19 protein-coding genes and 2 tRNA genes are annotated in these 23,829 nt (G+C 71.2%); 11 read left to right on the forward strand and 10 right to left on the reverse strand.

Going from position 1 to position 23,829, the window contains the following annotated elements; translation table 11 throughout:
• Positions 1-61 precede the first annotated feature (61 nt).
• Together ACIOSR_RS08325 and ACIOSR_RS08330 are read left to right on the forward strand one after the other, a co-directional pair.
• Entirely contained in the window at positions 62-1,570 is a 1,509-nt protein-coding gene (locus ACIOSR_RS08325) for a sensor histidine kinase (RefSeq protein WP_123571862.1), read from the forward strand.
• A gap of 29 nt (positions 1,571-1,599) precedes the next feature.
• On the forward strand, positions 1,600-2,268 hold the full coding sequence (locus ACIOSR_RS08330) for a response regulator transcription factor (protein ID WP_056048385.1): 669 nt from the start codon (positions 1,600-1,602) through the stop codon (positions 2,266-2,268).
• A gap of 66 nt (positions 2,269-2,334) precedes the next feature.
• Here ACIOSR_RS08330 and ACIOSR_RS08335 read toward each other — a convergent pair whose 3' ends face one another.
• A complete protein-coding gene (locus tag ACIOSR_RS08335; RefSeq protein WP_402752339.1) occupies positions 2,335-3,135 on the reverse strand; it encodes an SGNH/GDSL hydrolase family protein in 801 nt (266 codons plus the stop codon).
• A 223-nt stretch (positions 3,136-3,358) separates the two neighbouring features.
• Positions 3,359-3,429: transfer RNA gene (locus tag ACIOSR_RS08340), tRNA-Gly, on the reverse strand.
• A gap of 152 nt (positions 3,430-3,581) precedes the next feature.
• Between ACIOSR_RS08340 and ACIOSR_RS08345 the strand changes: the two genes are divergently transcribed.
• The 5 genes from ACIOSR_RS08345 to clpX all read left to right on the forward strand — a co-directional run bounded on the left by ACIOSR_RS08345 (position 3,582) and on the right by clpX (position 8,043).
• Positions 3,582-3,654 (forward strand) — tRNA-Pro (locus tag ACIOSR_RS08345).
• Between the two features lie 62 nt (positions 3,655-3,716).
• On the forward strand, positions 3,717-5,042 hold the full coding sequence (gene tig / locus ACIOSR_RS08350; RefSeq protein ID WP_056048379.1) for a trigger factor: 1,326 nt from the start codon (positions 3,717-3,719) through the stop codon (positions 5,040-5,042).
• A 218-nt stretch (positions 5,043-5,260) separates the two neighbouring features.
• Entirely contained in the window at positions 5,261-5,848 is a 588-nt protein-coding gene (locus ACIOSR_RS08355; RefSeq protein WP_043597035.1) for an ATP-dependent Clp protease proteolytic subunit, read from the forward strand.
• Between the two features lie 40 nt (positions 5,849-5,888).
• Entirely contained in the window at positions 5,889-6,554 is a 666-nt protein-coding gene (locus ACIOSR_RS08360; protein WP_402752340.1) for an ATP-dependent Clp protease proteolytic subunit, read from the forward strand.
• 208 nt (positions 6,555-6,762) lie between these two features.
• Positions 6,763-8,043 carry an ATP-dependent Clp protease ATP-binding subunit ClpX gene (clpX, locus tag ACIOSR_RS08365; RefSeq protein ID WP_043597039.1) on the forward strand — a complete coding sequence of 427 codons (1,281 nt, stop codon included), beginning with the start codon at positions 6,763-6,765 and terminating at the stop codon, positions 8,041-8,043.
• Positions 8,044-8,090: 47 nt separating this feature from the next.
• On the opposite strand, the gene ACIOSR_RS08370 is transcribed toward clpX, so the two are convergent.
• Positions 8,091-10,118: a M3 family metallopeptidase gene (locus ACIOSR_RS08370; RefSeq protein ID WP_402752341.1), complete on the reverse strand. Its 2,028-nt coding sequence runs from the start codon at positions 10,116-10,118 to the stop codon at positions 8,091-8,093.
• Positions 10,119-10,152: 34 nt separating this feature from the next.
• Between ACIOSR_RS08370 and ACIOSR_RS08375 the strand changes: the two genes are divergently transcribed.
• Positions 10,153-10,971, forward strand: coding sequence for a methyltransferase domain-containing protein (locus ACIOSR_RS08375; protein WP_056048371.1), 819 nt, complete (start codon positions 10,153-10,155; stop codon positions 10,969-10,971).
• 84 nt (positions 10,972-11,055) lie between these two features.
• Here the strand turns inward: ACIOSR_RS08375 and ACIOSR_RS08380 are convergent, their stop codons facing one another.
• Positions 11,056-11,313 (reverse strand): hypothetical protein, encoded by a 258-nt coding sequence (locus ACIOSR_RS08380; RefSeq protein WP_123571857.1) that lies wholly within the window; start codon positions 11,311-11,313, stop codon positions 11,056-11,058.
• Positions 11,313-13,952, reverse strand: coding sequence for a valine--tRNA ligase (valS, locus tag ACIOSR_RS08385; RefSeq protein ID WP_402752342.1), 2,640 nt, complete (start codon positions 13,950-13,952; stop codon positions 11,313-11,315). Before valS ends, ACIOSR_RS08380 begins: the two co-directional genes overlap by 1 nt.
• Positions 13,953-14,210: 258 nt before the next feature.
• Between valS and proP the strand changes: the two genes are divergently transcribed.
• On the forward strand, positions 14,211-15,746 hold the full coding sequence (proP, locus tag ACIOSR_RS08390) for a glycine betaine/L-proline transporter ProP (protein WP_402752343.1): 1,536 nt from the start codon (positions 14,211-14,213) through the stop codon (positions 15,744-15,746).
• 71 nt (positions 15,747-15,817) lie between these two features.
• Here the strand turns inward: proP and ACIOSR_RS08395 are convergent, their stop codons facing one another.
• From ACIOSR_RS08395 to ACIOSR_RS08410, 4 genes are read right to left on the reverse strand one after another with little or no spacing between them, the layout of a single operon-like run.
• Positions 15,818-17,548 carry a dipeptide ABC transporter ATP-binding protein gene (locus ACIOSR_RS08395; RefSeq protein ID WP_402752344.1) on the reverse strand — a complete coding sequence of 577 codons (1,731 nt, stop codon included), beginning with the start codon at positions 17,546-17,548 and terminating at the stop codon, positions 15,818-15,820.
• Complete coding sequence (locus ACIOSR_RS08400; RefSeq protein WP_173152509.1) at positions 17,545-18,441, reverse strand: ABC transporter permease; 897 nt, start codon at positions 18,439-18,441, stop codon at positions 17,545-17,547. The genes ACIOSR_RS08395 and ACIOSR_RS08400 overlap by 4 nt, the downstream gene beginning before the upstream one ends.
• A complete protein-coding gene (locus ACIOSR_RS08405) occupies positions 18,438-19,388 on the reverse strand; it encodes an ABC transporter permease (protein WP_307785125.1) in 951 nt (316 codons plus the stop codon). The genes ACIOSR_RS08400 and ACIOSR_RS08405 overlap by 4 nt, the downstream gene beginning before the upstream one ends.
• Before the next feature lie 4 nt (positions 19,389-19,392).
• The gene (locus ACIOSR_RS08410) at positions 19,393-21,030 is read right to left on the reverse strand and encodes an ABC transporter substrate-binding protein (protein WP_402752345.1); all 1,638 of its coding nucleotides are present in this window, start codon (positions 21,028-21,030) and stop codon (positions 19,393-19,395) included.
• Positions 21,031-21,146: 116 nt separating this feature from the next.
• On the opposite strand from ACIOSR_RS08410, the gene ACIOSR_RS08415 reads away from it, so the two are divergent.
• The gene (locus ACIOSR_RS08415) at positions 21,147-21,779 is read left to right on the forward strand and encodes a TetR/AcrR family transcriptional regulator (protein ID WP_162234614.1); all 633 of its coding nucleotides are present in this window, start codon (positions 21,147-21,149) and stop codon (positions 21,777-21,779) included.
• On the opposite strand, the gene ACIOSR_RS08420 is transcribed toward ACIOSR_RS08415, so the two are convergent.
• A complete protein-coding gene (locus ACIOSR_RS08420; protein ID WP_056048350.1) occupies positions 21,776-22,285 on the reverse strand; it encodes a GtrA family protein in 510 nt (169 codons plus the stop codon). The genes ACIOSR_RS08415 and ACIOSR_RS08420 overlap by 4 nt on opposite strands.
• A 285-nt stretch (positions 22,286-22,570) precedes the next feature.
• On the opposite strand from ACIOSR_RS08420, the gene ACIOSR_RS08425 reads away from it, so the two are divergent.
• Entirely contained in the window at positions 22,571-23,827 is a 1,257-nt protein-coding gene (locus ACIOSR_RS08425; protein ID WP_402752346.1) for an LAETG motif-containing sortase-dependent surface protein, read from the forward strand.
• Positions 23,828-23,829 lie beyond the last annotated feature (2 nt).

A 23,829-nucleotide genomic window follows, 5' to 3' on the forward strand; every position in this document is an offset into this window, starting at 1 on the left:
ACAGGCGGTCCGGGCGCTGGCACCATGGGGTGGACGCCCCGTCCGGACCAGGCTCGAAGGCATGATCCAGGAGACCACCATCACCGCCGCCAACCCCTACCTCTCGCCCCCGCCCCCACCCGGTGGCTACCGACGCCGTTGGCGCGAACTGCCCCGTGAACTCGGCTACGTCGCCCTGTCGGCCGTCCTCGTCGTCATCGTGACGGTGGCCGCCTCGTTGTTCCTGCACACGGTCAGCGGGTCGAGCGACTCGCTGTTCACCCTCGTCTTCCTCGCGATCGTCGTCTTCGGCGCGCTCTGGATCGCCCGATGGTTCGGCACCTTCGAGGTGCTCCGCCTGCGGTGGGCGAGCGACCGACCCATCCGCCCCGTCGACTGGACGCCGAACACCGAGTGGGGCCGGTCGACGAACCGCTTCGCGCGGGCCGTCTCGGTCTTCGCCAACCCGCACTACTGGCTGTACCTGCTCTACGGCGTCGTGGTGTTCCCGATCGTGGCGGGCTTCACGTCCTTCGTCCTCGTGGGTCTCCTGGCCGGCCCGGTGCTCGCCGTCCTGGGGGTCGTGCTCGTCTTCCAGGCGTTGCCGCCGTTCGACACCTTCAACTGGGCGTCCGCGATCGGCAACGGCGGAGGCGCGGTGCTCGTCGTCCTCGCCCTCGCGCTCTTCGCGGGCGTCGTGCTCGTCTATCCCTACGTCGTGCACGGGTTCGTGGTCATGCACCAGGCGATCGCCGCCGTCATGCTCGGGGGGTTCCGCAGCGAGCAACTCGAGGTCGAGCTCGCCGACCGCGAGATCTCGCGCACCGCGGCCCTGTCGGCCGAGGGCACGGCCCTCCGCCGGCTCGAGCGCGACATCCACGACGGACCGCAACAGCGTCTGGTGCGTCTGCAGATGGACCTCGCCGCGGCGTCCCGTGCCGTCGACACCGACCCCGAGAAGAGCAAGACCCTCATCGAGGAGGCGCGGGTCCAGTCCCGCGAGGCCCTCGAGGAGCTGCGTGCCCTGTCCCGCGGTTTCGCGCCTCCGTTGTTGATGGACCGGGGCCTCGTGGCGGCGCTCGAGTCGCTCGTCGACCGCTCGGTGGTGCCCACCACGATGCTCGACCGGGTGCCCGCGCACGTCGTGATCCCGAGCGACATCGAGCGCAACGCGTACTTCATCGCGTCCGAACTGGTGACGAACACGGGCAAGCACGCCGGGGCGGCCAGCGCCGACCTCGTGCTGCGCACGAGGCAGGCTCCCGACGGCATCGGCACCCTGCTCGAGCTCGTCGTGACCGACGACGGGCGCGGCGGCGCCGGCCTGCGCGACGGCCACGGTCTCGCCGGGGTGCAGGAGCGCCTGGTGGGCCTCGGCGGCTTCCTCGACATCAGCAGCCCGCAGGGCGGGCCGACCATCGTCACGGTGAGCATCCCGATGACGATCGAGGTGCCGAGCAACCCGACGCTGCCGCTGCCGACCGAGCCGCTGCCGCCGTTCTCGTCGACGGCCGTGACCGAGCCGCTGCCCGACGCCGCGCTGCCCGACGGGCCGCTCGACCCGCCGGCGGGGCCGCCCGCGAGACCGTAGTCCGTGGGCCGCGCCCGTAGTCTGGACGCGTGAGTCTCGAGAGCCCCTCCCGTCAGCCCCTCCGTGTCGTCGTCGCCGACGACTCGGTGCTGCTGCGGGAGGGGCTCGTCCGACTGCTCGACGAGATCGGGGTCGACGTCGTGGGGGCGTACGGCGACGCCGACGCCTTGCTGGCCGACCTCGACGAGGTCCGTCCCGACATCGCCGTCCTCGACGTCCGCATGCCGCCGACCCACACCGACGAGGGCGTCCGGGCCGCGATCGAGGCGCGACGCCGTCGGCCCGACCTCGGTATCCTGCTGCTGTCGCAGTACGTCGAGGTGGCCTACGCCCGCGACCTGCTCGAAGCGGGCTCGGGCGGGGTCGGCTACCTGCTCAAGGACCGCATCGCCTCGTTCGACGAGTTCCGTGACGCGCTCGGGCGGGTGTCCGACGGCGGCACGGTCCTCGACCCGCAGGTCGTCTCGCAGTTGCTGGGCCGTCGCAGCGATCCGCTCGCCGCGCTCACGCCGCGGGAGCGGGAGGTCCTGACGCTGATGGCCGAGGGCCGCACGAACGCCGCCATCGCGGCCGAACTGGTCATCGGAACGGGTGCGGTGGAGAAGAACGTCACCTCGATCTTCCAGAAGCTCCTGCTGGAAGACAGCGGCACCGACCACCGCCGGGTGCTCGCCGTGCTGGCCTTCCTGCAGCACTGAGTCGACGCGTCCCCCGCGTCGGCATCGCGCCCCTGACCGGGCGGCCGAGGTCGAGGACGGGCGTCGTCAGCTGGTCGTGCCCGGAGGGGTGTCGGCCGGGTCGGCGGGGGAGTCCGCCTGGGGGGCGACGACCCGGGCGCCGGCGACGTCGAGGACGACGTCGCGCAAGGCGTGGCCGACGGCTTCGTACCCGGCCGTCGTGGGGTGGATGCCGTCGACGGTCGTGCCGGCGGCGAAGACGTCGCCCGCCCGCGCGAACCCCCAGGGGTCGGTGAAGGTCCAGCCCTTGTCGGCGACGTAGCGTTCGAGCTGTGCCTCGTACCGGGCCGCGGCCCGGGGTGCACGGTCGTAGGGCGGGATCGCGGCCACGACGACGTGCTCCGGCCGGATCGTGTCGACGATGGCGTCGTACGACGAGGCGGACTCGGCGAAGCTCGTGCCGAGGCGCACGTCGTTGGTGCCCGACATCAGCACCAGGACGTCGACGTCGGCGACGGGGCGCACCGCGGCGGCCTGTTCCTGCACGGTCGAGCCGCCCTTCGCGTAGCCGCCGACGTAGTCGACGCCGTCGCCCTGGGCGTAGGTCATCCAGGTGTCGGCGGTGAGCCCCTCGCTCAGCAGGCGACCTCCGCCGGCCGTGAGCGAGTCGCCGACGATCGCGACCCGCACCCCGCCCGAGGTCGGCGCCACGGCCGCGCCGGGCCCGGCCGCGGCCTGCGCGATCGCGCCGGACCCGGACCCGGACCCGGACCCGGACCCGGACCCGGACCCGCTGGTCGCCTCGGTCGGTGGGGCGGCGCACCCGGCCGCCAGGGTGGCCACGACCGCACCGACCAGCGCGACCCGTGCGAACGTCGCGCGTCTCATGTGGCCATCTTGGGTCACGTCGCGCCGGGAAAAATCATCCGCCAGCACGACTTCCCCCCGAGCTGGCCGAGAGACCCCTGAAGAGCGCCGACGCCTGCGTGCAAGGCCCGGAGAACATTTCATCGAAGGCGCCTGCCGGCGTCGACTCCTGCGTGCAAGGCGCGGAGAAGATTTCATTCGAGGCGCCCCTGCGCCGGACGCCGGAGGCGTCGAACAAACACAGAGGGGATGACGGGAATCGAACCCGCGTGATCAGTTTGGAAGACTGAGGCTCTACCATTGAGCTACATCCCCGTGAGCGGCCGGGCCGCACGGGTGAGACCAGCATAAGGCATCCGACGAGGTCGCTCAGTCACGGCCCCTCGGTGTCGGCTAGACTCGACGCGGCCTTCACGTACCCGACCTCAACGGGGCTCACGCGTGCCGGCCGGTTCCAGGCTGATACACGGGGCGTAGCGTAGTGGCTAGCGCGTCCGTTTTGGGGGCGGAAGATCGCAGGTTCGAGTCCTGTCGCCCCGACGATCGTCTACCTGCTGTCTCGGATGTGAGTTCAGCGCCACCAACACAGGAGAAGCCCCACATTGGTCCAGACCACGGTTGAGAAGCTCAGCCCCACGCGCGTCAAGCTCAACATCGTCGTCACCCCCGACGAGCTCAAGCCCAGCGTCACGCACGCCTACGGTCACATCGCCGAGTCGGTCAACATCCCCGGGTTCCGCAAGGGCAAGGTGCCGCCGCCCATCATCGACCAGCGCGTCGGTCGTGAAGAGGTGTTGAACCACGCCGTCAGCGAGAGCCTCGACAAGTTCTACCGCGAGGCCGTGACCGAGACCGAGATCCGCGTCCTCGGCCGTCCCGAGGCCGACGTGGTCGAGTGGCCGAACGTCAAGGACTTCTCCGGCGACCTGAAGATCGCCGTCGAGGTCGACGTGCGTCCCGACTTCGACCTGCCCGAGTACGACGGCCTCGAGCTGACGGTCGACACGGTCGACATCACCGACGACGAGATCGCCGAAGAGCTGACGAACCTGCGTACCCGTTTCGGCACGCTGGTCACCGTCGACCGCCCCGCGACCACGGGTGACTTCGCGCAGATCGACCTGACGGCCACCATCGGCGACGACGTCGTCGACACCGCCAAGGGCATCTCGTACGAGCTCGGCTCGGGCGAGCTGATCGAGGGCATCGACGAGGCCCTCGAGTCCCTCACCGCCGGTGAGAGCACCACCTTCGAGTCGAAGCTGCTCGGCGGGGACCGCGAGGGCGAGACCGCCCTCATCGCCGTCGACGTCACGGCCGTCAAGGAGCGCGAGCTGCCCGAGGCCGACGACGACTTCGCCCAGATCGCCAGCCAGTTCGACACGATCGACGAGCTCAAGGGCGACCTGAAAGAGCAGCTCGCCAAGTCGAAGACCTTCGGTCAGGGTGCCCAGGCACGCGACCAGGTCGTCGAGAAGCTGCTCGAGGCCGTCGAGATCCCCGTCCCCGAGAAGCTCGTCGAGGACGAGGTGCACCGTCACCTCGAGCAGGAGAACCGCCTCGAGGACGACGAGCACCGCGCCGAGGTGAAGGAGAGCAGCGAGAAGGCCTTCCGCAACCAGATCCTCCTCGACGCCATCGCCGAGAAAGAGGCCGTCAAGGTCGAGCAGGACGAACTGACGCAGTACCTCATCCAGGGTGCGGCGCAGTACGGCATGGAGCCCGGCGAGTTCATCAAGGTCCTCGACCAGAACGGCCAGATCCCCGCCATGGTCGGCGAGGTCGCCCGCAGCAAGGCCCTCGCGGTCGTGCTCAGCAAGGCCAAGGTCGTCGACGGCAAGGGCGACTCGGTCGACCTGTCCGCCTTCACGGCGACCGCCGGCGTCGGCGGCGACGACGACGACCACGCGGGTCACGACCACGCGTAAGCGAGAGCGGCGGGTCGGCTGACCCGTCACGTCCGAGAGGGCCGGGTGCGAGTGCGCACCCGGCCCTCCGTCGTTCCCGGCACCGCGCCTCCCGGGCTCGTGGACGGGCCCCCGACGGGGCCGGGGAGGCGCGGTATCTGCCGTGGGCGAACAGCCCGGAACCCGTGCGTTGGCTCCGATAGATTCGACGACAAGCGACAACGAATGGGAGCTCTACCATGGCCGACGTGACACTGCCCAACAGTGTTTTTGACCGACTGCTCAAAGACCGGATCATCTGGCTCGGCTCTGAGGTCCGCGACGAGAACGCCAACGAGATCGCCGCGAAACTGCTGCTGCTCGCTGCGGAAGACAGCGAGAAGGACATCTACCTCTACATCAACTCGCCCGGCGGGTCGATCACGGCGGGCATGGCGATCTACGACGCCATGGAGTTCGTGCCGAACGACATCGTCACCGTCGGCATCGGCATGGCCGCGTCGATGGGCCAGCTGCTCCTGACGGCGGGCACCAAGGGCAAGCGCTACATCACGCCGAACGCGCGCGTCCTGCTGCACCAGCCGCACGGCGGGTTCGGCGGCACCTCGTCGGACATCCAGACGCAGGCGCAGCTCATCCTCTCGATGAAGCGTCGACTGGCCGAGATCACGGCCGCACAGACGGGCAAGACCGTCGAGCAGATCAACGAAGACGGCGACCGCGACCGCTGGTTCACCGCCGAGGAGGCCCTCGAGTACGGCTTCGTCGACCACATCCGCGGCTCGGCCACCGACGTCGTCGGCGGCGCCGGCACCGACCAGGCCTAGGCCCTCCGCCCCTTCGTCAGAACGAGAAAGAGAAGAACTCATGGAACTCCCGATGATGGGTGGCGCGGGTCGAGTGCAGACCCCCAGCTCCCGGTACATCCTGCCCAGCTTCGAAGAGCGGACGGCCTACGGCTACAAGCGTCAGGACCCGTACGCGAAGCTGTTCGAAGACCGCATCGTCTTCCTCGGCGTGCAGGTCGACGACGCCTCGGCCGACGACATCATGGCCCAGCTGCTCGTGCTCGAGAGCATGGACCCCGACCGCGACATCACGCTGTACATCAACTCGCCCGGTGGCTCGTTCACGGCCATGACGGCCATCTACGACACGATGCAGTACATCCGTCCCGAGATCCAGACGGTCTGCCTCGGTCAGGCCGCCTCGGCCGCGGCCGTCCTGCTCGCCGCGGGTCAGCCCGGCAAGCGTCTCGCCCTGCCCAACGCCCGCGTGCTGATCCACCAGCCCGCGACCGGTGGCAGCAGCGGCGGCCAGGCCTCGGACATCGAGATCCAGGCCGCCGAGGTGCTCCGCATGCGCACCTGGCTCGAAGAGACCCTGTCGAAGCACTCGCACAAGACGCCCGAGCAGGTGAACCGCGACATCGAGCGCGACAACATCCTCGGTGCGCAGGAGGCCCTCGACTACGGTCTCGTCGACCAGGTCCTCGGTTCGCGCAAGAACCAGCCGGCGGCGCTCACGCGCTGATCACGGCACGACGACGACGGCCCCGGGCACCCGCCCGGGGCCGTCGTCGTGTCGACGGGCGGACGGACGCCCCGGCGTCCGTCCGCCACCACCGCGGATGTGCTCGAACCCCCCGGGTCGGTCCGTGAGTGTCGGCGGATCGGGTTAGGCTCGTCCCACACGACGACCGGTCCCGGTCGATGACCTCAGCCAATCAGGGAGGCCGAGCATGGCGCGCATAGGTGAGAGTGCCGATCTGCTCAAATGCTCGTTCTGCGGCAAGAGCCAGAAGCAGGTCCAGCAGCTGATCGCCGGTCCCGGCGTCTACATCTGCGACGAATGCGTCGAGCTCTGCAACGAGATCATCGAAGAGCGCCTCGCCGAGGCCGGCGACGAACCCGCGAGCGAGTTCGACCTGCCCAAGCCCCGCGAGATCTACTCGTTCCTCGAAGAGTACGTGATCGGTCAGGACGCCGCGAAGCGTGCGCTGTCCGTGGCCGTCTACAACCACTACAAGCGGATCCGTGCCGCCTCCACCCTCACGGCCGCCGAGTCGCTGGCCGACGAGGTCGAGATCTCGAAGTCGAACATCCTGTTGATCGGCCCGACCGGCTGCGGCAAGACCTACCTGGCCCAGACCCTCGCCAAGCGGCTCAACGTGCCGTTCGCCGTCGCCGACGCCACGGCCCTGACCGAGGCGGGTTACGTCGGCGAAGACGTCGAGAACATCCTGCTCAAGCTGATCCAGGCTGCCGACTACGACGTCAAGCGGGCCGAGACCGGCATCATCTACATCGACGAGATCGACAAGATCGCCCGCAAGGCCGAGAACCCGTCCATCACGCGAGACGTCTCGGGCGAGGGCGTGCAACAGGCACTCCTCAAGATCCTCGAGGGCACCGTGGCCTCGGTGCCGCCGCAGGGTGGCCGCAAGCACCCCCACCAAGAATTCATCCAGGTCGACACGACCAACGTGCTGTTCATCGTCGCCGGGGCGTTCGCCGGACTCGAGGACATCATCTCGAACCGCGCCGGCAAGCGCGGCATCGGCTTCGGCGCCCCGCTGCACAGCAAAGAAGACGAGGCGGCCCTCTTCAGCGAGGTCCTGCCCGAAGACCTGCACAAGTTCGGTCTGATCCCCGAGTTCATCGGCCGTCTGCCCGTGGTGACCACGGTGACGCAGCTCGACCAGCCGGCCTTGATGCAGATCCTCACCGAGCCCAAGAACGCCCTCGTGCGGCAGTACCAGCGCATGTTCGAGATCGACGGGGTCGAGCTCGAGTTCGATCGCGGCGCCCTCGAGGCGATCGCCGACCTGGCCGTCCTGCGCCAGACCGGTGCCCGTGGTCTCCGCGCCATCCTCGAAGAGGTCCTCGGGCCGATCATGTTCGACGTCCCGTCCGACGACACCGTCGGGCGCGTCGTCATCACGCGGGCGTCGGTGCTCGAGAACGCCGCGCCCACGATCGTGCCGCGCCTCGTCGAGCAGCGCACCGAGAAGTCCGCCTAGCAGCGACGTCAGAACGCCCCGGCCGGTTCGGCCGGGGCGTTCTCGTGTCAGGCGAGGCCGCGCCGCGCGAGCAGCGGCTCGACGCGGGCGTCCCGCCCACGGAAGTCGCGGTAGGCCTCGAGGGGGTCCTTCGCGCCGCCGACGCCCAGCAGGCGTGCGCGGAACCGGTCGCCGTTGTCGCGGGTCAGCCCGCCGTTCTGCTCGAACCACTCGACCGAGTCGGCGTCGAGCACCTCGCTCCAGATGTACGAGTAGTAGCCGGCGTCGTAGCCCCCCGAGAAGGTGTGCGCGAAGTACGTGCTCGAGTAGCGGGTGGGGACCGACGCGAGGTCGAGGCCGACCGCGGCCAGCGCCTCCTGCTCGAACGCCTCGACGTCGGTGACCGCCGCGGCCTCGGCCGACGAGAGGGCGTGCCAGGCCTGGTCGAGCAGGGCCGCCGCGAGGTACTCGCTCGTCTCGAAACCCTGGTTGAAGCCCTGGGAGGCGAGGAGGGCGTCCACCAGTCGTTGCGGCAGCCGGTCGCCGGTCTCGTGGTGAACGGCGTAGTTCGCGAGCACCTCCGGCCAGAGCATCCACATCTCGTTCACCTGGCTGGGGAACTCGACGAAGTCGCGGAAGACGTTGGTGCCCGAGAAGCTCGGGTAGGTCACCCGGGCGACGAGACCGTGCAGGGCATGCCCGAACTCGTGGAAGAACGTGGTCACCTCGTCGAGCGTGAGGAGGGTCGGCTGGTCGGCCGGCGGCTTCGGGACGTTGAGGTTGTTCACCACGACGGTGGGCAGCCCGGTGAGCGACGACTGCGAGACGAGCGGGTTCATCCAGGCGCCGCCGCGCTTGCTGTCGCGCGTGTAGAGGTCGAGGACGTAGAGGCCGACGTCGCCGCCGTCGGCGTCGGTCACCTCGAAGACCCGCGCGTCGGGGTGGTAGCCCGTCAGGTCGGCGCGTTCGGCGAACCGCAGGCCGTAGAGCAGCCCCGCGGCGAAGAAGACGCCGTCCTGCAGCACGCGCTCGGCCTCGAAGTACGGGCGCATCGCGGCGGTGTCGACGTCGTGCTCCTCGGCGCGCACCCGTTCGGTGTAGAAGGCCCAGTCCGAGGCCCGGATCGTCCGGCCGGCGACGCGCTCGAGTTCGGCCTGCTCGGCGCGGGCGTTCCGGGCGGCAGGAGGCGCCAGTCGTCCGAGCAGGTCGGCCACCGCCCCGGGGGTGCCCGCGGTCTCGCCCGCCGTGACGTAGGCGGCGTGCGACGCGAAGCCGAGCAGTTCGGCCCGCTCGGCGCGCAGCCGGGCGATCTCGAGGACGAGTTCGCGGTTGTCGTGGTCGCCTCCGCGCCGTCCACGCGAGAGCGACGCCTGCATGATCCGATCGCGGAGTCCCTCGTCGGTCAGGCTCGCCAGGTAGGGGTGCCCGCTGAAGAGGACGAGCGTGATGACGTAGCGGCCCTCGAGCCCTCGCTCTCGGGCCGCCTCGGCGGCGGCCGCGATCGCCCCGGCGTCGAGTCCGTCGAGTTCGGCGACGTCGTCGACCACGACGGCGAGGTCGTTCGTGTCGGCCAGCAGGTTCTTCTCGAACCTCGTGGACAGGGTGGAGAGCCGGCCGTTGAGGTCGCGGAGGCGGACCTTGTCGTCGTCGGCGAGGGCGGCTCCCGAGCGGGTGGCCTCGGCGACGAGCCGCTCGACGAGGTAGCGCTGCTCGGCGGTCAGGTCGAGGGCGTCGCGGCGCTCGTGCACGCTGCGGAGACGGGCGAAGAGCCGCGGGTCGAGTCGGATCGCGTCGGCGTGCGCCGCGAGCCGCGGGGCGAGTTCGAGTTCGAGGGCGTCGGTGGCCTCGGTCGAGTCCGACGAGGTCTTGTTGAAGAAGACGTGCTGGACACGGGTGAGGATGGCGCCGCTGCGTTCGAGGGCGGCGACCGTGTTCTCGAAGGTCGGCTCGTCCGGGTCGGTCGCGATCGCCTCGACCTCGGCCAGCTGTTCCGCGAACCCGGCGTCGAACGCGGGGCCGTAGTCGTCGTCGGTGATGCTCGCGAACGGCGGCAGCGAGTACGGCAGCGTGCTGGGGGAGAGGAACGGGTTCGTCATCAGCCCACACTAGGAGGCGCGCTAGGGTCGCCGCATGAGCGAACGCCCCGAGACGCCCGCCCGGTACACCCATGGCCACCACGAGAGCGTGCTACGGAGCCACGCGTGGCGGACGGTCGAGAACTCCGCCGCGTACCTCGAGCCGCACCTCGTGCCCGGGGTCAGCGTCCTCGACGTCGGGTCGGGGCCGGGGACCATCACCGTCGACATCGCCGGCCGCGTCGCGCCCGGTCGCGTGATCGGCATCGACGCCGCCGCCGGCATCGTCGAGCAGGCGACGTCGCTCGCGGTCGGGGCCGGGCTCCACAACGTCCACTTCGAGACCGCCGACCTGTTCGCCCTGCCGTTCGAGGACGACGCCTTCGACGTGGTGCACGCGCACCAGGTCCTGCAGCACGTCGGCGACCCGGTCGCCGCCCTGCGCGAGATGCGCCGGGTGGCGCGGCCCGGGGGAGTCGTCGCCGTCCGCGACGTCGACTACCACGGCTGCGTCTGGGCACCCGAGAACCCGGGTCTCGACCGGTGGATGGACGTCTACCAGACCGTGCACCGGGGCAACGGCGGTGAACCCGACGCCGGGAGGCGCCTGAAGGGGTGGGCGCTCGAGGCGGGCTTCGTCGACGTGGCGAGCAGCGCCTCCGTGTGGTGCTTCGCGTCCGACGAGGACCGCACGTGGTGGGGCGACAGCTGGGCGGCCCGCGCGACGGAGTCGGCGTTCTACGCCGACGCGATCGAGAAGGACGCCGCCACGCACGACGAACTGCACGCGATCGCCGACGCCTGGCGCTCCTGGCGTGACGCCCCCGACGGCTGGTTGATCATGCCGCACGGCGAGCTGCTCGCCCGCGCCTGACGGCTCACGACGTCCCCGGTGGACGCGACGTGCCGCTCACCTCGAGAGGTGAGCGGCACGTCGTGGCTCCGAGGACGGGCCGGTTCAGTCGTCGTCGCCCTCGGCGTCGACGGGCTCGTGGATGCGGGCCTCGCCGGTGACGGCGTCGACCCGGATGACCGTGCCGTCGTCGAGCTCGACGACGGGGCGACGCTCGAGCCAGGTCAGCGTCCAGCGCCACGACGTGGCGTCGACGCCCTGGTCGGACAGTTCCCGCTCGACCTGGGCGACCGCCCCGAGGACCGCGGCGGGCAGCTCGGCCGGAGCCGCGCCTCCGACGCTCCACCGCGTACCGAGCTGCATCAGGCACCCGCCGTCGGGGCCGGAGCGGCCGTAGTGCCGGCACCGGAGGCGGACGCGCCGGCGTCGGCCGGCACCTCGGCGAACACGATGTCGCCGACCGCCAGCTCGTCACCCTCGGCGAAGGACAGCTCGGCGATCTTGCCGACCGCGGCGAGGTCGCCCGCCGCGAGCTTCACGAGGTCGAGCTGGGCCGAGGGGCCCGTGATGACGGCCGAGGCCACCGGGGTCTTCTGCGAGGCCTTGGCGTCCGACTTCGCCCGCCGGACGAAGATCAGTGCCTGCCCGACGAGCCCGACGAGGCCGGACGAGGTCTCGCCCTCGGAGAGTCCGAGCTCCTCGACCGTCGGCCACGCGGCCCGGTGCACCGAGTCGTCGTGCGTCCAGGACCAGACCTCTTCGGTCGCGAACGGCAGGTAGGGCGCGAGCAGACGCAGCAGGCCCTCGAGCACCGTGCGCAGCGCGAGCACGGCCGAGGCCTGCTCGGCCGGCGTGGTGGCGCCGTAGGCGCGCTCCTTCACGAGTTCGAGGTAGTCGTCGCAGAACGTCCAGAAGAACTTCTCGGTCGTCTCGAGCGCTCGGGCGTGGTCGTAGCCCTCGAGCGCCTCGGTCGCGGTCTCGATCACGGCGGCGAAGGACGCGAGGAGGTCGCGGTCGAGCGGCTGGGTGATCTCGAACTCACCCGACGGCAGCTCGAACGAGTACACGAACTTGGCGGCGTTGAGCACCTTGATCGCCAGACGGCGACCGATCTTGATCTGCTTGGGGTTCTGGGGGTCGAACGCCGCGTCGGTGCCCAGGCGGCTCGACGCCGCCCAGTAGCGCACCGAGTCCGAGCCGTGGTCGTCGAGCATGGCGGCCGGGGTCACCACGTTGCCCTTCGACTTCGACATCTTCTTGCGGTCGGGGTCGACGATGAAGCCCGAGATCGACGCGTTCTTCCACGGCACGGTGCCCGACTCGAGCTGCGACCGCAGCATCGTCGAGAAGAGCCAGGTGCGGATGATGTCCTGCCCCTGGGGGCGCACGTCGTACGGGAACACGAGGTCGAACAGCTCGGGGTCGCGCTCCCACCCGCCGGCCAGCTGCGGGGTGAGCGACGAGGTCGCCCAGGTGTCCATGACGTCGACCTCGCCGACGAATCCGCCGGGCACGCCCCGCTGCGACTCGTCGTATCCGGGGGCGGCCTGGGACGCCGGGTCGATGGGGAGCTGCGCCTCGGTGGGAACGATCACCTGGTCGAAGACGGGGTTGCCGTCGCCGTCGAGCGGGTACCAGACCGGGATGGGCACGCCGAAGAAGCGCTGGCGCGAGATCAGCCAGTCGCCGTTGAGGCCGTTGACCCAGTTGTCGTAGCGGACGCGCATGAAGTCGGGGTGGAAGGCCACCTCACCGCCGCGCTCGAGGAGCGAACCCTTCAGCTGCTCGTCTCGGGCGCCGTTGACGATGTACCACTGACGCGTCGACACGATCTCGAGCGGCTTGTCACCCTTCTCGAAGAACTTGACCGGGTGCGAGATCTTGCGGATCTCGCCCACGAGCTCACCCGACGCGGTCAACTGCTCGACCACGGACTGCTTGGCGCTGAAGACCGTCTTGCCGGCCAGCTGCGCATAGGAGGCGCGCCCCGCCTCGGACGTGATCGCCTCGGGGGCCTCGCTGACGAAGCGGCCGTCGAAGCCGATCACGGCACGGTTCGGCAGCTGCAGCTCGCGCCACCAGACCACGTCGTTGGTGTCGCCGAAGGTGCAGACCATGGCGATGCCCGATCCCTTGTCGGGCTGTGCGAGGTGGTGGGCCACCACCGGCACCTCGACGTCGAACAACGGCGACCGGACGGTCGTGCCGAACAGCGCCTGGTAGCGCTCGTCGTCGGGGTGCGCGACGAGGGCCACGCAGGCCGGCAGCAGCTCGGGCCGCGTGGTGTCGATCAGCACGTCGCCCTGACCGTCGGTGCGGTGGAACGCGAGCTTGTGGTAGGCCCCGGGCATCTCTTTGTCCTCGAGCTCGGCCTGCGCCACGGCCGTGCGGAACGTGACGTCCCAGAGCGTGGGGGCGTCGGCCTGGTAGGCCTCGCCGCGGGCCAGGTTGCGGAGGAACGCCTTCTGGGCGATGGCCTGCGAGTCGTCGTCGATGGTGCGGTAGCTCTGGGTCCAGTCGACCGAGAGGCCGAGCTTCCGCCAGACGTCCTCGAACTGCTTCTCGTCCTCGACGGTGAGTCGCTCGCACAGCTCGATGAAGTTGCGGCGCGAGATCGGCACCTGGTCGGCAGCCTTCGACGACTTGTTGTCGCCCCCCTCGAAGGGCGGGGTGAAGTCGGCGTCGTAGGGCAGCGACGGGTCGCAGCGCACACCGTAGAAGTTCTGCACGCGACGCTCGGTGGGCAGTCCGTTGTCGTCCCATCCCATCGGGTAGAACACGCGCTTGCCGCGCATGCGCTCGAACCGGGCCTTGACGTCGGTGTGCGTGTAGCTGAACACGTGACCGATGTGCAGGCTGCCCGAGGCGGTCGGCGGCGGGGTGTCGACCGAGAACACGGAGGCGCGGGTCGCGTCGGTGCGGTCGAAGCGGTAGGTGCCGTCGGCCTCCCAGACCTGACCCCAACGGGCCTCGAGTCCTTCGAGGGCGGGCTTCTCGGGCATCGCTGACGGCATGGTCTTCTCCGGTTCTGTGGACGGCACCGTGTCGGTGGGGAGGTGCCTGGTTGTGGGACTCCGACCAGTGTACGCACCCTCGCGAGGGCTCCTCGTGGACCGCCACCGTGCCTCCTGCGCGCTGCGGTGGCTGCACGCCTGCACGCCCTGCACTGGTACTGACATGGCGGTTCTGTTAGGCTCGACGGGTTTTTTGCCGACGCTGGGGTCGACTGCCACCGCCCGACGACCTGGAGGCCTCACCCGATGTCAGCCAAGAAGAACGACAGCACGAAGCCCGCCCGCCGCAGCCTGACCACCGACGACGTCACCGTCGTCGAAGAGGGTCTACTCAAGCGTGCGGTCAGCGCCGCAGCCCTCGGAAACGCCATGGAGTGGTTCGACTTCGGCGTCTACGCCTACATCACCACGACCATCGCCCAGGTGTTCTTCCCGCCGGGCAACGACGCGCTCAACATCCTGTTCACCTTCGGCACGTTCACCGCCGCGTTCATCGTGCGGCCGATCGGCGGCGCGTTCTTCGGCCCGCTCGGCGACCGCATCGGACGCCAGAAGGTGCTCGCCCTCACGATGATCCTGATGGCCGCGGGGACGCTCGCCATCGGCCTGATCCCGTCGTACGCGACCATCGGCCTCTGGGCGCCCGTCCTGCTGCTGCTGGCGCGCCTCCTGCAGGGCTTCTCGACCGGCGGTGAGTACGGAGGCGCGGCCACGTTCATCGCCGAGTACTCGCCCGACAAGCGCCGCGGCTTCATGGGCTCGTGGCTCGAGTTCGGCACGCTCGCCGGCTACGTGCTCGGCGCCTCGCTGGTCACCGGCCTCCAGCTCGGCATGAGCGAGGAGGCGCTGCTCGCCTGGGGCTGGCGCATCCCGTTCCTGATCGCCGGACCGCTCGGCCTGATCGGGCTCTACCTGCGCCTCAAGCTCGAAGAGACGCCGGCCTTCCAGAAGCAGCAAGAAGAAGCCGCCGGTCGCGAGCACGTCAAGGTGCCCCTCGTGAAGCTCTTCGCCGAGAACTGGCGGGCGTTGATCGTCTGCATCGGTCTGGTGCTCGTCTTCAACGTGACCGACTACATGCTGCTGTCGTACATGCCGACCTACCTCACCAACACGCTGGGCCGCAGTGCGACCTCGGGGCTGTTGCTCGTCATCGTCGTGATGGTGCTGATGATGATCGTCATCACGTTCAGCGGACGCCTGAGCGACCGGTTCGGCCGTCGACCGGTGCTGTTCGCCGGCTGCATCGGATTCTTGGTGCTGTCGTGGCCGGCGCTCAAGCTCGTGCAGTCCGAGAGCACGCCGCTCGTCTTCGTCGGCCTGCTGGTGCTCGGCCTGGTGCTCGTCACGTTCACGTCGACCATGCCGTCGACGCTGCCCGCGCTGTTCCCGACGATCATCCGCTACGGCGCATTGGCCATCGCGTTCAACGTGTCCGTCTCGCTCTTCGGCGGCACCACGCCCCTGGCCACCGAGGCGCTGGTCGTCTGGGCCGAGGGCGAGGGCTTCTCCTGGGCCCACGACATCCCCGCCTTCTACCTCATGGCCGCGGCCGTGATCGGCCTCGTCGCCGTGTGGTTCACGAAGGAGACCGCCAACGAGCCGCTGCTCGGCTCGGGCCCCTCGGTCGCGACCGACGACGAGGCGCGCGAGCTGGTCGAGGCCTACGCCGACGAGTCGAGCGAGGTCGCGAAGTCGGACTGGGCGCTCGAGTGGGCGCAGTCCGGCCTCATCGACGTGGTCGACCCGAAGGCCGCCGAGGCCGACGCCGCCCGCCGCGGCTGAGGCGGCTGCCCGCCCCGGCGGGCCGGGCCGCGTCCGCCCCGGGGTAGGGCCCGGCTAGGGGCAGGGCCCGGCTAGGGGCGGGCGGCGAGCAGGGCGCGGGTGTGGGCGTGCTGCGGCGCGGAGAACACGTCGGCCGTGCGGCCCTGCTCGACGACCCGGCCCTCGTGCATCACGGCCACGCGATCGGACATGTGCTCGACGACGTCCAGGTCGTGGGAGATGAAGACGTAGGCGAGCCCGTCCTGTCGCTGCAGCTCGTCGAGGAGGTCGAGCACCTGGGCCTGGACCGAGACGTCGAGGGCCGAGACCGGCTCGTCGCAGACGATCACGCGGGGCCTCGGGGCCAGCGCGCGCGCGATCGCCACCCGCTGCCGCTGTCCGCCCGACAGGGTGTCGGGCCGCCGCGTCACCGTGTCGGCGTCGAGTCCGACCCGTGCCAGCAGGGCGACGACGTCGGGCTCGACGGGACCGAGGCGCGTGCTGCGGCCCGACGTCAGCGCGTCGGCCAGCAGACGGCCGACCGTGAACCGGGGGTCGAACGAGCTCGAGGGGTCCTGGTAGACGGCGCCGAGGTCGCCGCGGCGGGGACGACGGTCGCGCTCGCGGGCCGGGGCCCAGGACGTGCCGAGCAGGTCGACCGTCCCGGCGTCGGGGTCGTCGAGGCCGAGCAGCAGGCGGGCCGTCGTCGTCTTGCCCGAGCCCGACGCGCCGACGAGGCCGAGCGTCTCGCCGGCCCCGAGCGAGAGCGAGACGTCGTCCACGGCGACCCGGTCGGGCCCCCGGCGCCCCGGGAAGACCCGGCGCAGGCCCGTCGCCAGGAGGACGGGGCCGGACGGGGGAGTCGTCGCCGCGACCGGCGTCGACGGGCCGGGAGCGCCTCCTGGGCCGGGCGCGTCGGAGGCGACCGGCGTCGTCGACGCGGGCGCGCCTCCTGCGTCCGGGCCGTCGGAGTTCGCGGGGGCGGAGAGGCGGCGACCCCGCGGGGCTCCGCCGGGCAGGGCGGCGATGAGCATGCGCGTGTAGTCGGCCTGCGGCGAGTCGAGCACGGTCGCCGTGTCACCCTGCTCGACGACGTGCCCGTCGCGCATCACGACCACGCGGTCGGCCAGGCGCCGGACGACCCCGAGGTCGTGACTGATCGCGAGGACGGCCGTGCCCGTGTCGCGCAGGGCGGCGAGTCGGTCGACGACGAGACGCTGCACCTCGGCGTCGAGGGCGGTGGTGGGCTCGTCGGCGACGATCACGCCGGGTCGCAGAGCGAGGGCCGCGGCGATGAGCGCCCGCTGCCGCAGTCCACCCGACAGCTCGCCCGACCGCAGCCCCCGGCGCACCTCGGGGTCGGGCATGCCGACCTCGGTGAGGGCCTCCCGCACGCGGGCTCGGCGGGCGGCCGGCGAGAGTCGCGTGTGCAGTCGCAGGGCATCGTCGATCTCGCGGCCGACCGGGCGCAGGGGGTCGAGCGAGACCAGGGCGTCCTGCAGCACGAGTCCGATGCGCGGTCCCCGCAGCCGACGCCAGCCCCGTTCGGACAGGGTGAGCAGGTCGTCGTCACCGAGCCGCAGGGCGTCGGCCGTCACGGTGCCACCGGTCAGCCCGAGCAGGGCCCGCGCGGTCACGCTCTTGCCCGAGCCGGACTCGCCGACCAGGGCCACGCATTCGCCGCGACCCATCGAGAACGACACGTCGTCGACGGCCGTCACCCCACCGAAGGTGACGTGCAGGCGGTCGACGACCAGGTCGTCCGAGGAGGCGCGGTGCCGGTCGCGGGGAGCGGCACCGGTCGCCAGCGGGTCCGTGGTCATCGCCGTCCTCCTCGTCCGCGTCGTGCGAGACCTCGCCCCAGCACCGTGGCCGAGGCAGCGGTCACCACGACGGCGAGCCCCGGGAAGACGGTCATCCACCAGGCGACCGCGAGGTACGTGCGCCCGGCCGAGAGCATCGCGCCCCACTCGGGTGCCGGGGGCGGTGACCCCAGCCCGAGGTAGCTCAGCGACGAGGCCCAGACCACGGCCTGACCGAGACCCAGCGTGGCGAGCACGACCACGGGGGCGAGGGCGTTCGGCAGCACGTGACGCACGAGGACGAGCCCGGGGCGACGGCCGAGCACGGTCGCGGCCTCGACCATCGGCGACCGGCGGACGGCCGCCACCTGGCTGCGGACGATCCGCGCGTACCCCGGCGCGGTCGCGAGGCCGACGGCGATCGTCGCCGGCACGGCCCCCGGCCCGGTGAAGGCGATGACGACGAGCGCCAGCAGGAGGCCGGGCAGGGCGAAGAGCACCTCGAGGACGCGGCTCACGCCGGCGTCGGTCGCGCGGCCGACGAGGCCGCGACCGCCGAGGCCCGCCAGGACGCCGAGGACCACGCCGAGTCCCGTCCCGATCATCGTGGCGACCAGGCCGATCGTCAGCGAGGCACCGGCTCCGTGGACGACGCGGGTCCACACGCCTCGCCCCGACTCGTCGGTGCCGAACGGGTGCGTGAGCGACGGACCGGCGAACGCGTCGGTCGGCGACACGGCGAGCGGGTCGGCGGGGGCCAACAGGCCCGGTGCGACCGCCATCACGACCAGCAGCGAGAGCAGTGCGGCCGCCACGAGTTCGGTCGGGCCGAGCGGCAGGCGCCGCCGGGCGGTGCGGGACGAGGAGGCGCGGGCCGGGTCGGCACCCCGGGGCAGGTCGGGCAGCGCCGTCATGCCGCGCGTCCTCTCGGGTCGACCGCGCGTTCGGCCAGGTCGCCGAGCGCGACCACGACGACGTAGGCGAGCGCGGAGACCAGGGCGACGCCGGTCACGAGCGGGATGTCGCGCAGCGTGACCGCGCCGAGCAGGGTGCGACCGAGACCCGGGCGGGCGAAGACCGACTCGACCACGACCGCGCCGCTGAGCAACGAGCCGAAGGCCCAGCCCGACAGGGCGAGCCCGGGCAGCGCCGCGTGTCGGAGCAGGTGGCGGACGAAGAGTCCCGACGGGCCCTCGCCCCGGGCACGTGCCGAGAGGGCGAACGGGGTGGCCGCCGCGTCGAGCAGCGAGTCGCGGGTGACCTGCCCGAGGAACCCGGCGACGGGGATCGCCAGGGTGACGACCGGCAGGACGAGTCCCGCGGGGGTTCCCGTGCTCACCGGGGGCAGCAGCCCGAGCCGGGTGCTGAAGACGAGGATGAGCAGACTCGCCAGCCAGAAGTGCGGCACGGCCGAGGCGACGACCTCGAGACCCGACGACACCGCGGAGGCGATCCGGCCGCCGAGGGTCGCCCACCAGGCCGTCGCGATCGCGATCGACCAGGCCACCACCAGGGCGAGGAGCGCGAGACCGATCGTGCCCGGCAACTGGTCGAGCAGCAACCGGCCGACGTCGGTCCGCAGCGAGTACGACGTCCCGAGGTCGCCCGTGGCGAGCCGTCCGAGCTGCGCGAGGTACTGCACGAACAACGGCTGGTCCAGGCCGTACTGCCGACGGACGGAGTCGAGGGCCTCGGCCGAGGCCTGCGACCCCGGACCGCCGAGGATCGCCTCGGCCGGGTCGCCCGGGACGAGCCGGATGGCGAAGAAGATCAGCGTCGCGACGGCCCAGAGCACGAAGACCGCGCCGAGCAGGCGGCCGACGAGCCACCGACCCGCCCGTCGCCACCGCCCCGGAAGCACTCGATCAGCTCGTCTTGTAGGCGTCGTACATCGTCGGTGCCTGGACCGTCGGCAGGGCCCGGACGCCCTGGACGGCCGAGCGCACCAGGTAGTGGTTCTGCTGGTCGTACAGCGGCAGGACGTGCCATCCCTCGAGGATGGTCTGCTGGGCCTGCTGGTAGAGGTCGGCGCGCTCGTCGGCGTCGCTCGTCCGGGAGGCGCGGGTCAACAGGTCGTCGAGGGCCGGGTCGCTCGTCTGCGAGAGGTTGGCGAAGTAGCCGCTCGGGGCGGGGGTGATGCCGTCGCTGTCGTAGAGGATGCGCAGCACGTCGGGGCCGACCTTCGTGTAGGGCGCGCTCACCAGGTCGTACTCGTTCGCCGCGAGGGCGCCGTACCAGCTCGAGAGGTCGAGGGGTTCGAGGGTGACGTCGAAGCCCAGGTCTTTCGCGCCGGCCTGGACCTGCTCGAACAGCGACTGCTCGGCGGGGATCGACTGGTTCGTGCTCACGGGGAAGGTCGCGGCGAGTCGCACGCCGTCCTTCGTGCGGTACCCGTCCGCGTCGCGGGTGGTCCACCCCGCGTCGTCGAGCAGGTCGTTCGCCGCGTCGGTGTCGACGTCGAAGAGCGACTCGTCGGAGAACGCCAGGGGCTCGACGCTCGACAGCGGACTGTACGACCGCTTCGCCGTGCCGAAGAACAGCGAGTCGATGCCCGAGTCGACGTCGACACCGCGGATGAACGCCTCGCGGACGCTCGCGTCGTCGAAGGGCGCCTTGCCGGCGTTGAGCTCGATGCGGTTGGAGGCGCCGGGGCGCGGGGCGTCGATCTCGTCGAGCGAGTCGTCCTTCGCCGCGGCGACGAGGGTGTCGGGCTGGGCGTTGTCGATCACGTCGACCTGGCCGGCCTGCAGCGCGGCGTAGCGGGACGCCGAGTCGGGGATGAAGCGCCAGACGATCTCGTCGAGGTGGGCGGGCCCCTGGTGCCCGGCATCGGCCGGCGGCGAGCTGTAGTCGTCGTTGCGGGTGAGCACGACCTGTTGCTGCTTGGTCCACGACTCGACCGCGAACGGACCGGTGCCGACCGGTGATTCGCAGTTGACCTCCTGGCTCCGGGTCAGGGCCTCGGGTGACTCCATCGCGAGCCAGGGCTGTGAGAGGGACTCGAGCAGGGCGCTGTCGGGCTCGCTCAGGTCGAAGCGTGCCGTGCGCGCGTCGACCGCCTCGACGCCGGTGACCTTCCCGAGGGCGAGGTACCCGGTCGACGACAGCGTCGCGGGGTCCTGGAGATGGGCGACGTTGGCCGCCACGGCGGTGGCGTCGAAGGGGGTGCCGTCGGTGAACGAGACGCCGTCCTTGAGCGTGAAGGTCCAGCTGAGGCCGTCGGAGCCCTCCTGCCACGAGTCGGCCAGCCACGGGACGATGTCGCCGTTGGCGTCCTTCGAGACGAGCGACTCGAGGTACTGCGTCGACACGAGTGCCTGCGGGTAGTTGCCGCCGACGTGGGGGTCGAGGCAGGTCGGCTCGGCGTCGCCCGAGGCGTAGGTCAGCGTCCCCCCGGCGACCGGGGTGGACGAGGTGTCGGGGTCGCCCCCGCTCGTGCAGCCGGCGAGCACGAGGCTCGCGACGGCGGTGGCGGCGATCAGGACGGGCAGGCGGCTGCGCATGGGGCTCCGGGGGAGTGACGGGACGTCGGGTGGGATCCGACGACGCCGAGACGAGGCGGCATTCGTGGACCGGGTGCAACAAGTGCGCCGTCGAGTCTAGCGGCATGATGGTGGCCATGTCAGATGGACCAGACGCCACCCGCCCTCGGCGGCCGGTCGGCCGACCTCGCCGCTCGTCCGCCGAGATGCTGGCGGACGCCGCGGCCGAGTTGTTCCTCGAGAACGGCTACGCCGGGACGACCGTCGACGACATCGCCCGTCGGGCCGGCGTCAGCCGTGGCACGTTCTTCAACTACTTCGAGGCCAAGTCCGACCTCTTCTGGCTCGACCTCGACCGGAGCCTCGCCGATCTCGGCGACCTCCTGCGCGCCTCCTCCGACTTGTCGCCGGTCCGTGCGGTCGAGGCCGCACTCGTCGCGCTCGCCGAGGCCCACGACCCCGAACGCGTGCCCTGGGCCCTGACCCAGTCCGAGGCGATGGCCCTCGGCGACGACCTCGTCGCCTCGGCCGCGGTCCGGTTCGTGCGTCAGCAGGGGGCGGTCGCATCGTACGTGGCCGAGCGGTCGGGGCGGGATCGGTCTGATCTCGCGGCGCAGGTGATCGGGTCGACGTTGATCGCGGCGGCGGCGGCCGCCATCGCGAACTGGGCGCGTGCCGGGGTGTCGCGCGGCCCCCTCGGGCCGGTGGTCGCGGCAGCCGTGGGCCCCGTCGCGGACGGACTCGACGCCCGGGAGGCGCGCTCGGCCTAGACCGTCGGCGTCGGTGACGTCGACGGGGACGTGGGCGAGAGGACGTCCACGAGCTCGGCGCGCTTCGGGAAGACCCACTTGTTCATCGCCCAGTACCGGAACACCATGGCGAGCATGGTGCCGATGATCGGCCCGCTGACGAAGTCGGCGATCTCTTGCGTGGTGCGCGAGACGTTCGGCACCTCGAGGCCGAATCCGTAGCGCGAGAGGTAGAGCGGCGCGGAGTTGAGGCCGACCCCGATGACGCTGACGATGACGAAGAGCAACATCTCGTGGGCGGTGTGACGCTCGCCTCGGTCGTCGAACGACCACTTCTTGTTCATCCAGTACGAGAAGACCGTCGCGACGATGATGCCCAGCGCGAGGGCGGTGACGGGGTGCTGAGGGATGACGAACAGCTTGAGCCCGTAGTTGATCACCATGGTGATCACGAAGCCGATGCCCCCGACGACGAGGAACCTCGCCGCGGAAGGGTGCTCTCTGATGAGCTTGATGACTGCTTGCACTGCATCACGGTAGCCGAGGGCGCGCCGAATCGGCTGAAAGCGACCACGGGATGCGTCACAAATCACCCCCCGAACGAGAGGGTGAGCCCGCTCGGCGCCTGAGGATTGAGGACGGCTCAACCTTGCGGATGACTTCTCGTCACGGCCTGGTCACGGCGTGAGGATCCGTCGCCCCCGGTGGCTAACGTCGTGCTCGTCGGACCGGATCACCGGGACGGCGACCGGTCGCCCCGGGGTGGGTCAGGGCGACCGGTCCACCCTGACTCACTGAAGAGGACACCACTCATGAAGAAGACCGTGTCGACCGCCACCGCGCTGTCGACGGCCATCGTCATCGCCCTGGGGGGCATCGCGCTGAACGGACAGGCGGCTTCTGCCGAGCCTGCGCCGCTGGATCGGACGGCGACGGCGGCGCCGTCCGAGGTCGAGCCCGAGGTCGGGGGCCCGGCCGTGCTCGAGGGCGTCGAGGACGCGCCGGCGGTGACGCCGACGCCCGAGATCGACGACGACGCGGAGCCGGCCGCGCCCGCCGTCGGGACCGGGGCCGACGCCACGACCGGCCCGTCGGACGAGTCGGGGGACGGCTCCGGGGTGACCGACGACGGCGCGACGGCCCCGTCGGCGCAGCCGTCCGCGGCGGCCCCCACTGCGGCCGAGGGTGCTGCTGCACCGGCGGCACGGTTCACGGTCGCGAGCCCCCTGGACGGTGCGGTCTACGCGACCCTGGGCTACGAGCTCGTGATCGAGGCACCCGATGCCCGGTTCTCGTACGAGGTGTTCGACTCCGCGGGACAGTCGGTCCGGGGCGAAGCGGACGTGGCCGGTCCGCGGGCCGTCCGGTACGTGCACCTGCCCCAGGACGCAGCGCCCGAACAGTCGATGACCGTCGTCGTGTCGAACGCGGACGGTTTCGTCCTCGGTTCCGAGACGCGGTCCTTCCGGGTGGAGGTCCCGACCTCTCCTGCCGTCACCATCGGGTCGCCGCGACAGGGGGAGACGCTGCGAACCCCCGCGACCACGTGGCCGGGGGGCGGCTCGTTCGTGCTCGAGGGCACCGGCCAAGCGGGCTCGTGGCTGCACTACTCGTACGAGGCGCTCTCGGAGCAGACCGGGTGGGGCAGCGACTACGACTCACCGATCGTGCGTGCCGACGGCACGTGGGCGATCGGCGACGGCCTGCCGTACGGCTCGTGGCGTGCCACGGTCCAGCAGTACGCGGGCGCGGGCGACCCGAGCCTCGGGGGAGTCCAGCAGCCCCCGCGGAGTCGGCTGTCGGCACCGGTGACCGTCGACTTCACGTTGGCCGCACCGGTCGTCGTCGCCGCTCCGTCCGAGCCGGTCGTGGTGCCCGTCGCCGTGCCCCCCGCGGCTCGACCGTCCGTGCCGATGCCCGCACGGGTCGTCCCCGTGGCGCACCGCTCCGACCTCGCCTACACGGGTTCATCCGAGACGACTCCATGGGCGGGTCTCGCCGGCATGGTCCTCGTGGGGCTCGGGGCGGCGACCGTCCTCGTCATGCGGCGCCGCGCCTCCCGGGGCTGAAC

Origin of the sequence: Frigoribacterium sp. NPDC087798 (assembly GCF_044742985.1) — a bacterium.
Classification (GTDB): Bacteria; Actinomycetota; Actinomycetes; order Actinomycetales; family Microbacteriaceae; genus Frigoribacterium.

Bases quoted from the DNA above. Each gene is read 5' to 3' on its own strand.
- ACIOSR_RS08325 (WP_123571862.1), top strand. From the start codon at position 62: ATGATCCAGGAGACCACCATCACCGCCGCCAACCCCTACCTCTCGCCC.
- ACIOSR_RS08335 (WP_402752339.1), bottom strand. From the start codon at position 3,135: ATGAGACGCGCGACGTTCGCACGGGTCGCGCTGGTCGGTGCGGTCGTG.
- ACIOSR_RS08355 (WP_043597035.1), top strand. From the start codon at position 5,261: ATGGCCGACGTGACACTGCCCAACAGTGTTTTTGACCGACTGCTCAAA.
- ACIOSR_RS08360 (WP_402752340.1), top strand. From the start codon at position 5,889: ATGGAACTCCCGATGATGGGTGGCGCGGGTCGAGTGCAGACCCCCAGC.
- clpX (WP_043597039.1), top strand. From the start codon at position 6,763: ATGGCGCGCATAGGTGAGAGTGCCGATCTGCTCAAATGCTCGTTCTGC.
- ACIOSR_RS08370 (WP_402752341.1), bottom strand. From the start codon at position 10,118: ATGACGAACCCGTTCCTCTCCCCCAGCACGCTGCCGTACTCGCTGCCG.
- ACIOSR_RS08375 (WP_056048371.1), top strand. From the start codon at position 10,153: ATGAGCGAACGCCCCGAGACGCCCGCCCGGTACACCCATGGCCACCAC.
- ACIOSR_RS08380 (WP_123571857.1), bottom strand. From the start codon at position 11,313: ATGCAGCTCGGTACGCGGTGGAGCGTCGGAGGCGCGGCTCCGGCCGAG.
- valS (WP_402752342.1), bottom strand. From the start codon at position 13,952: ATGCCCGAGAAGCCCGCCCTCGAAGGACTCGAGGCCCGTTGGGGTCAG.
- proP (WP_402752343.1), top strand. From the start codon at position 14,211: ATGTCAGCCAAGAAGAACGACAGCACGAAGCCCGCCCGCCGCAGCCTG.
- ACIOSR_RS08395 (WP_402752344.1), bottom strand. From the start codon at position 17,548: ATGACCACGGACCCGCTGGCGACCGGTGCCGCTCCCCGCGACCGGCAC.
- ACIOSR_RS08400 (WP_173152509.1), bottom strand. From the start codon at position 18,441: ATGACGGCGCTGCCCGACCTGCCCCGGGGTGCCGACCCGGCCCGCGCC.
- ACIOSR_RS08410 (WP_402752345.1), bottom strand. From the start codon at position 21,030: ATGCGCAGCCGCCTGCCCGTCCTGATCGCCGCCACCGCCGTCGCGAGC.
- ACIOSR_RS08415 (WP_162234614.1), top strand. From the start codon at position 21,147: ATGTCAGATGGACCAGACGCCACCCGCCCTCGGCGGCCGGTCGGCCGA.
- ACIOSR_RS08425 (WP_402752346.1), top strand. From the start codon at position 22,571: ATGAAGAAGACCGTGTCGACCGCCACCGCGCTGTCGACGGCCATCGTC.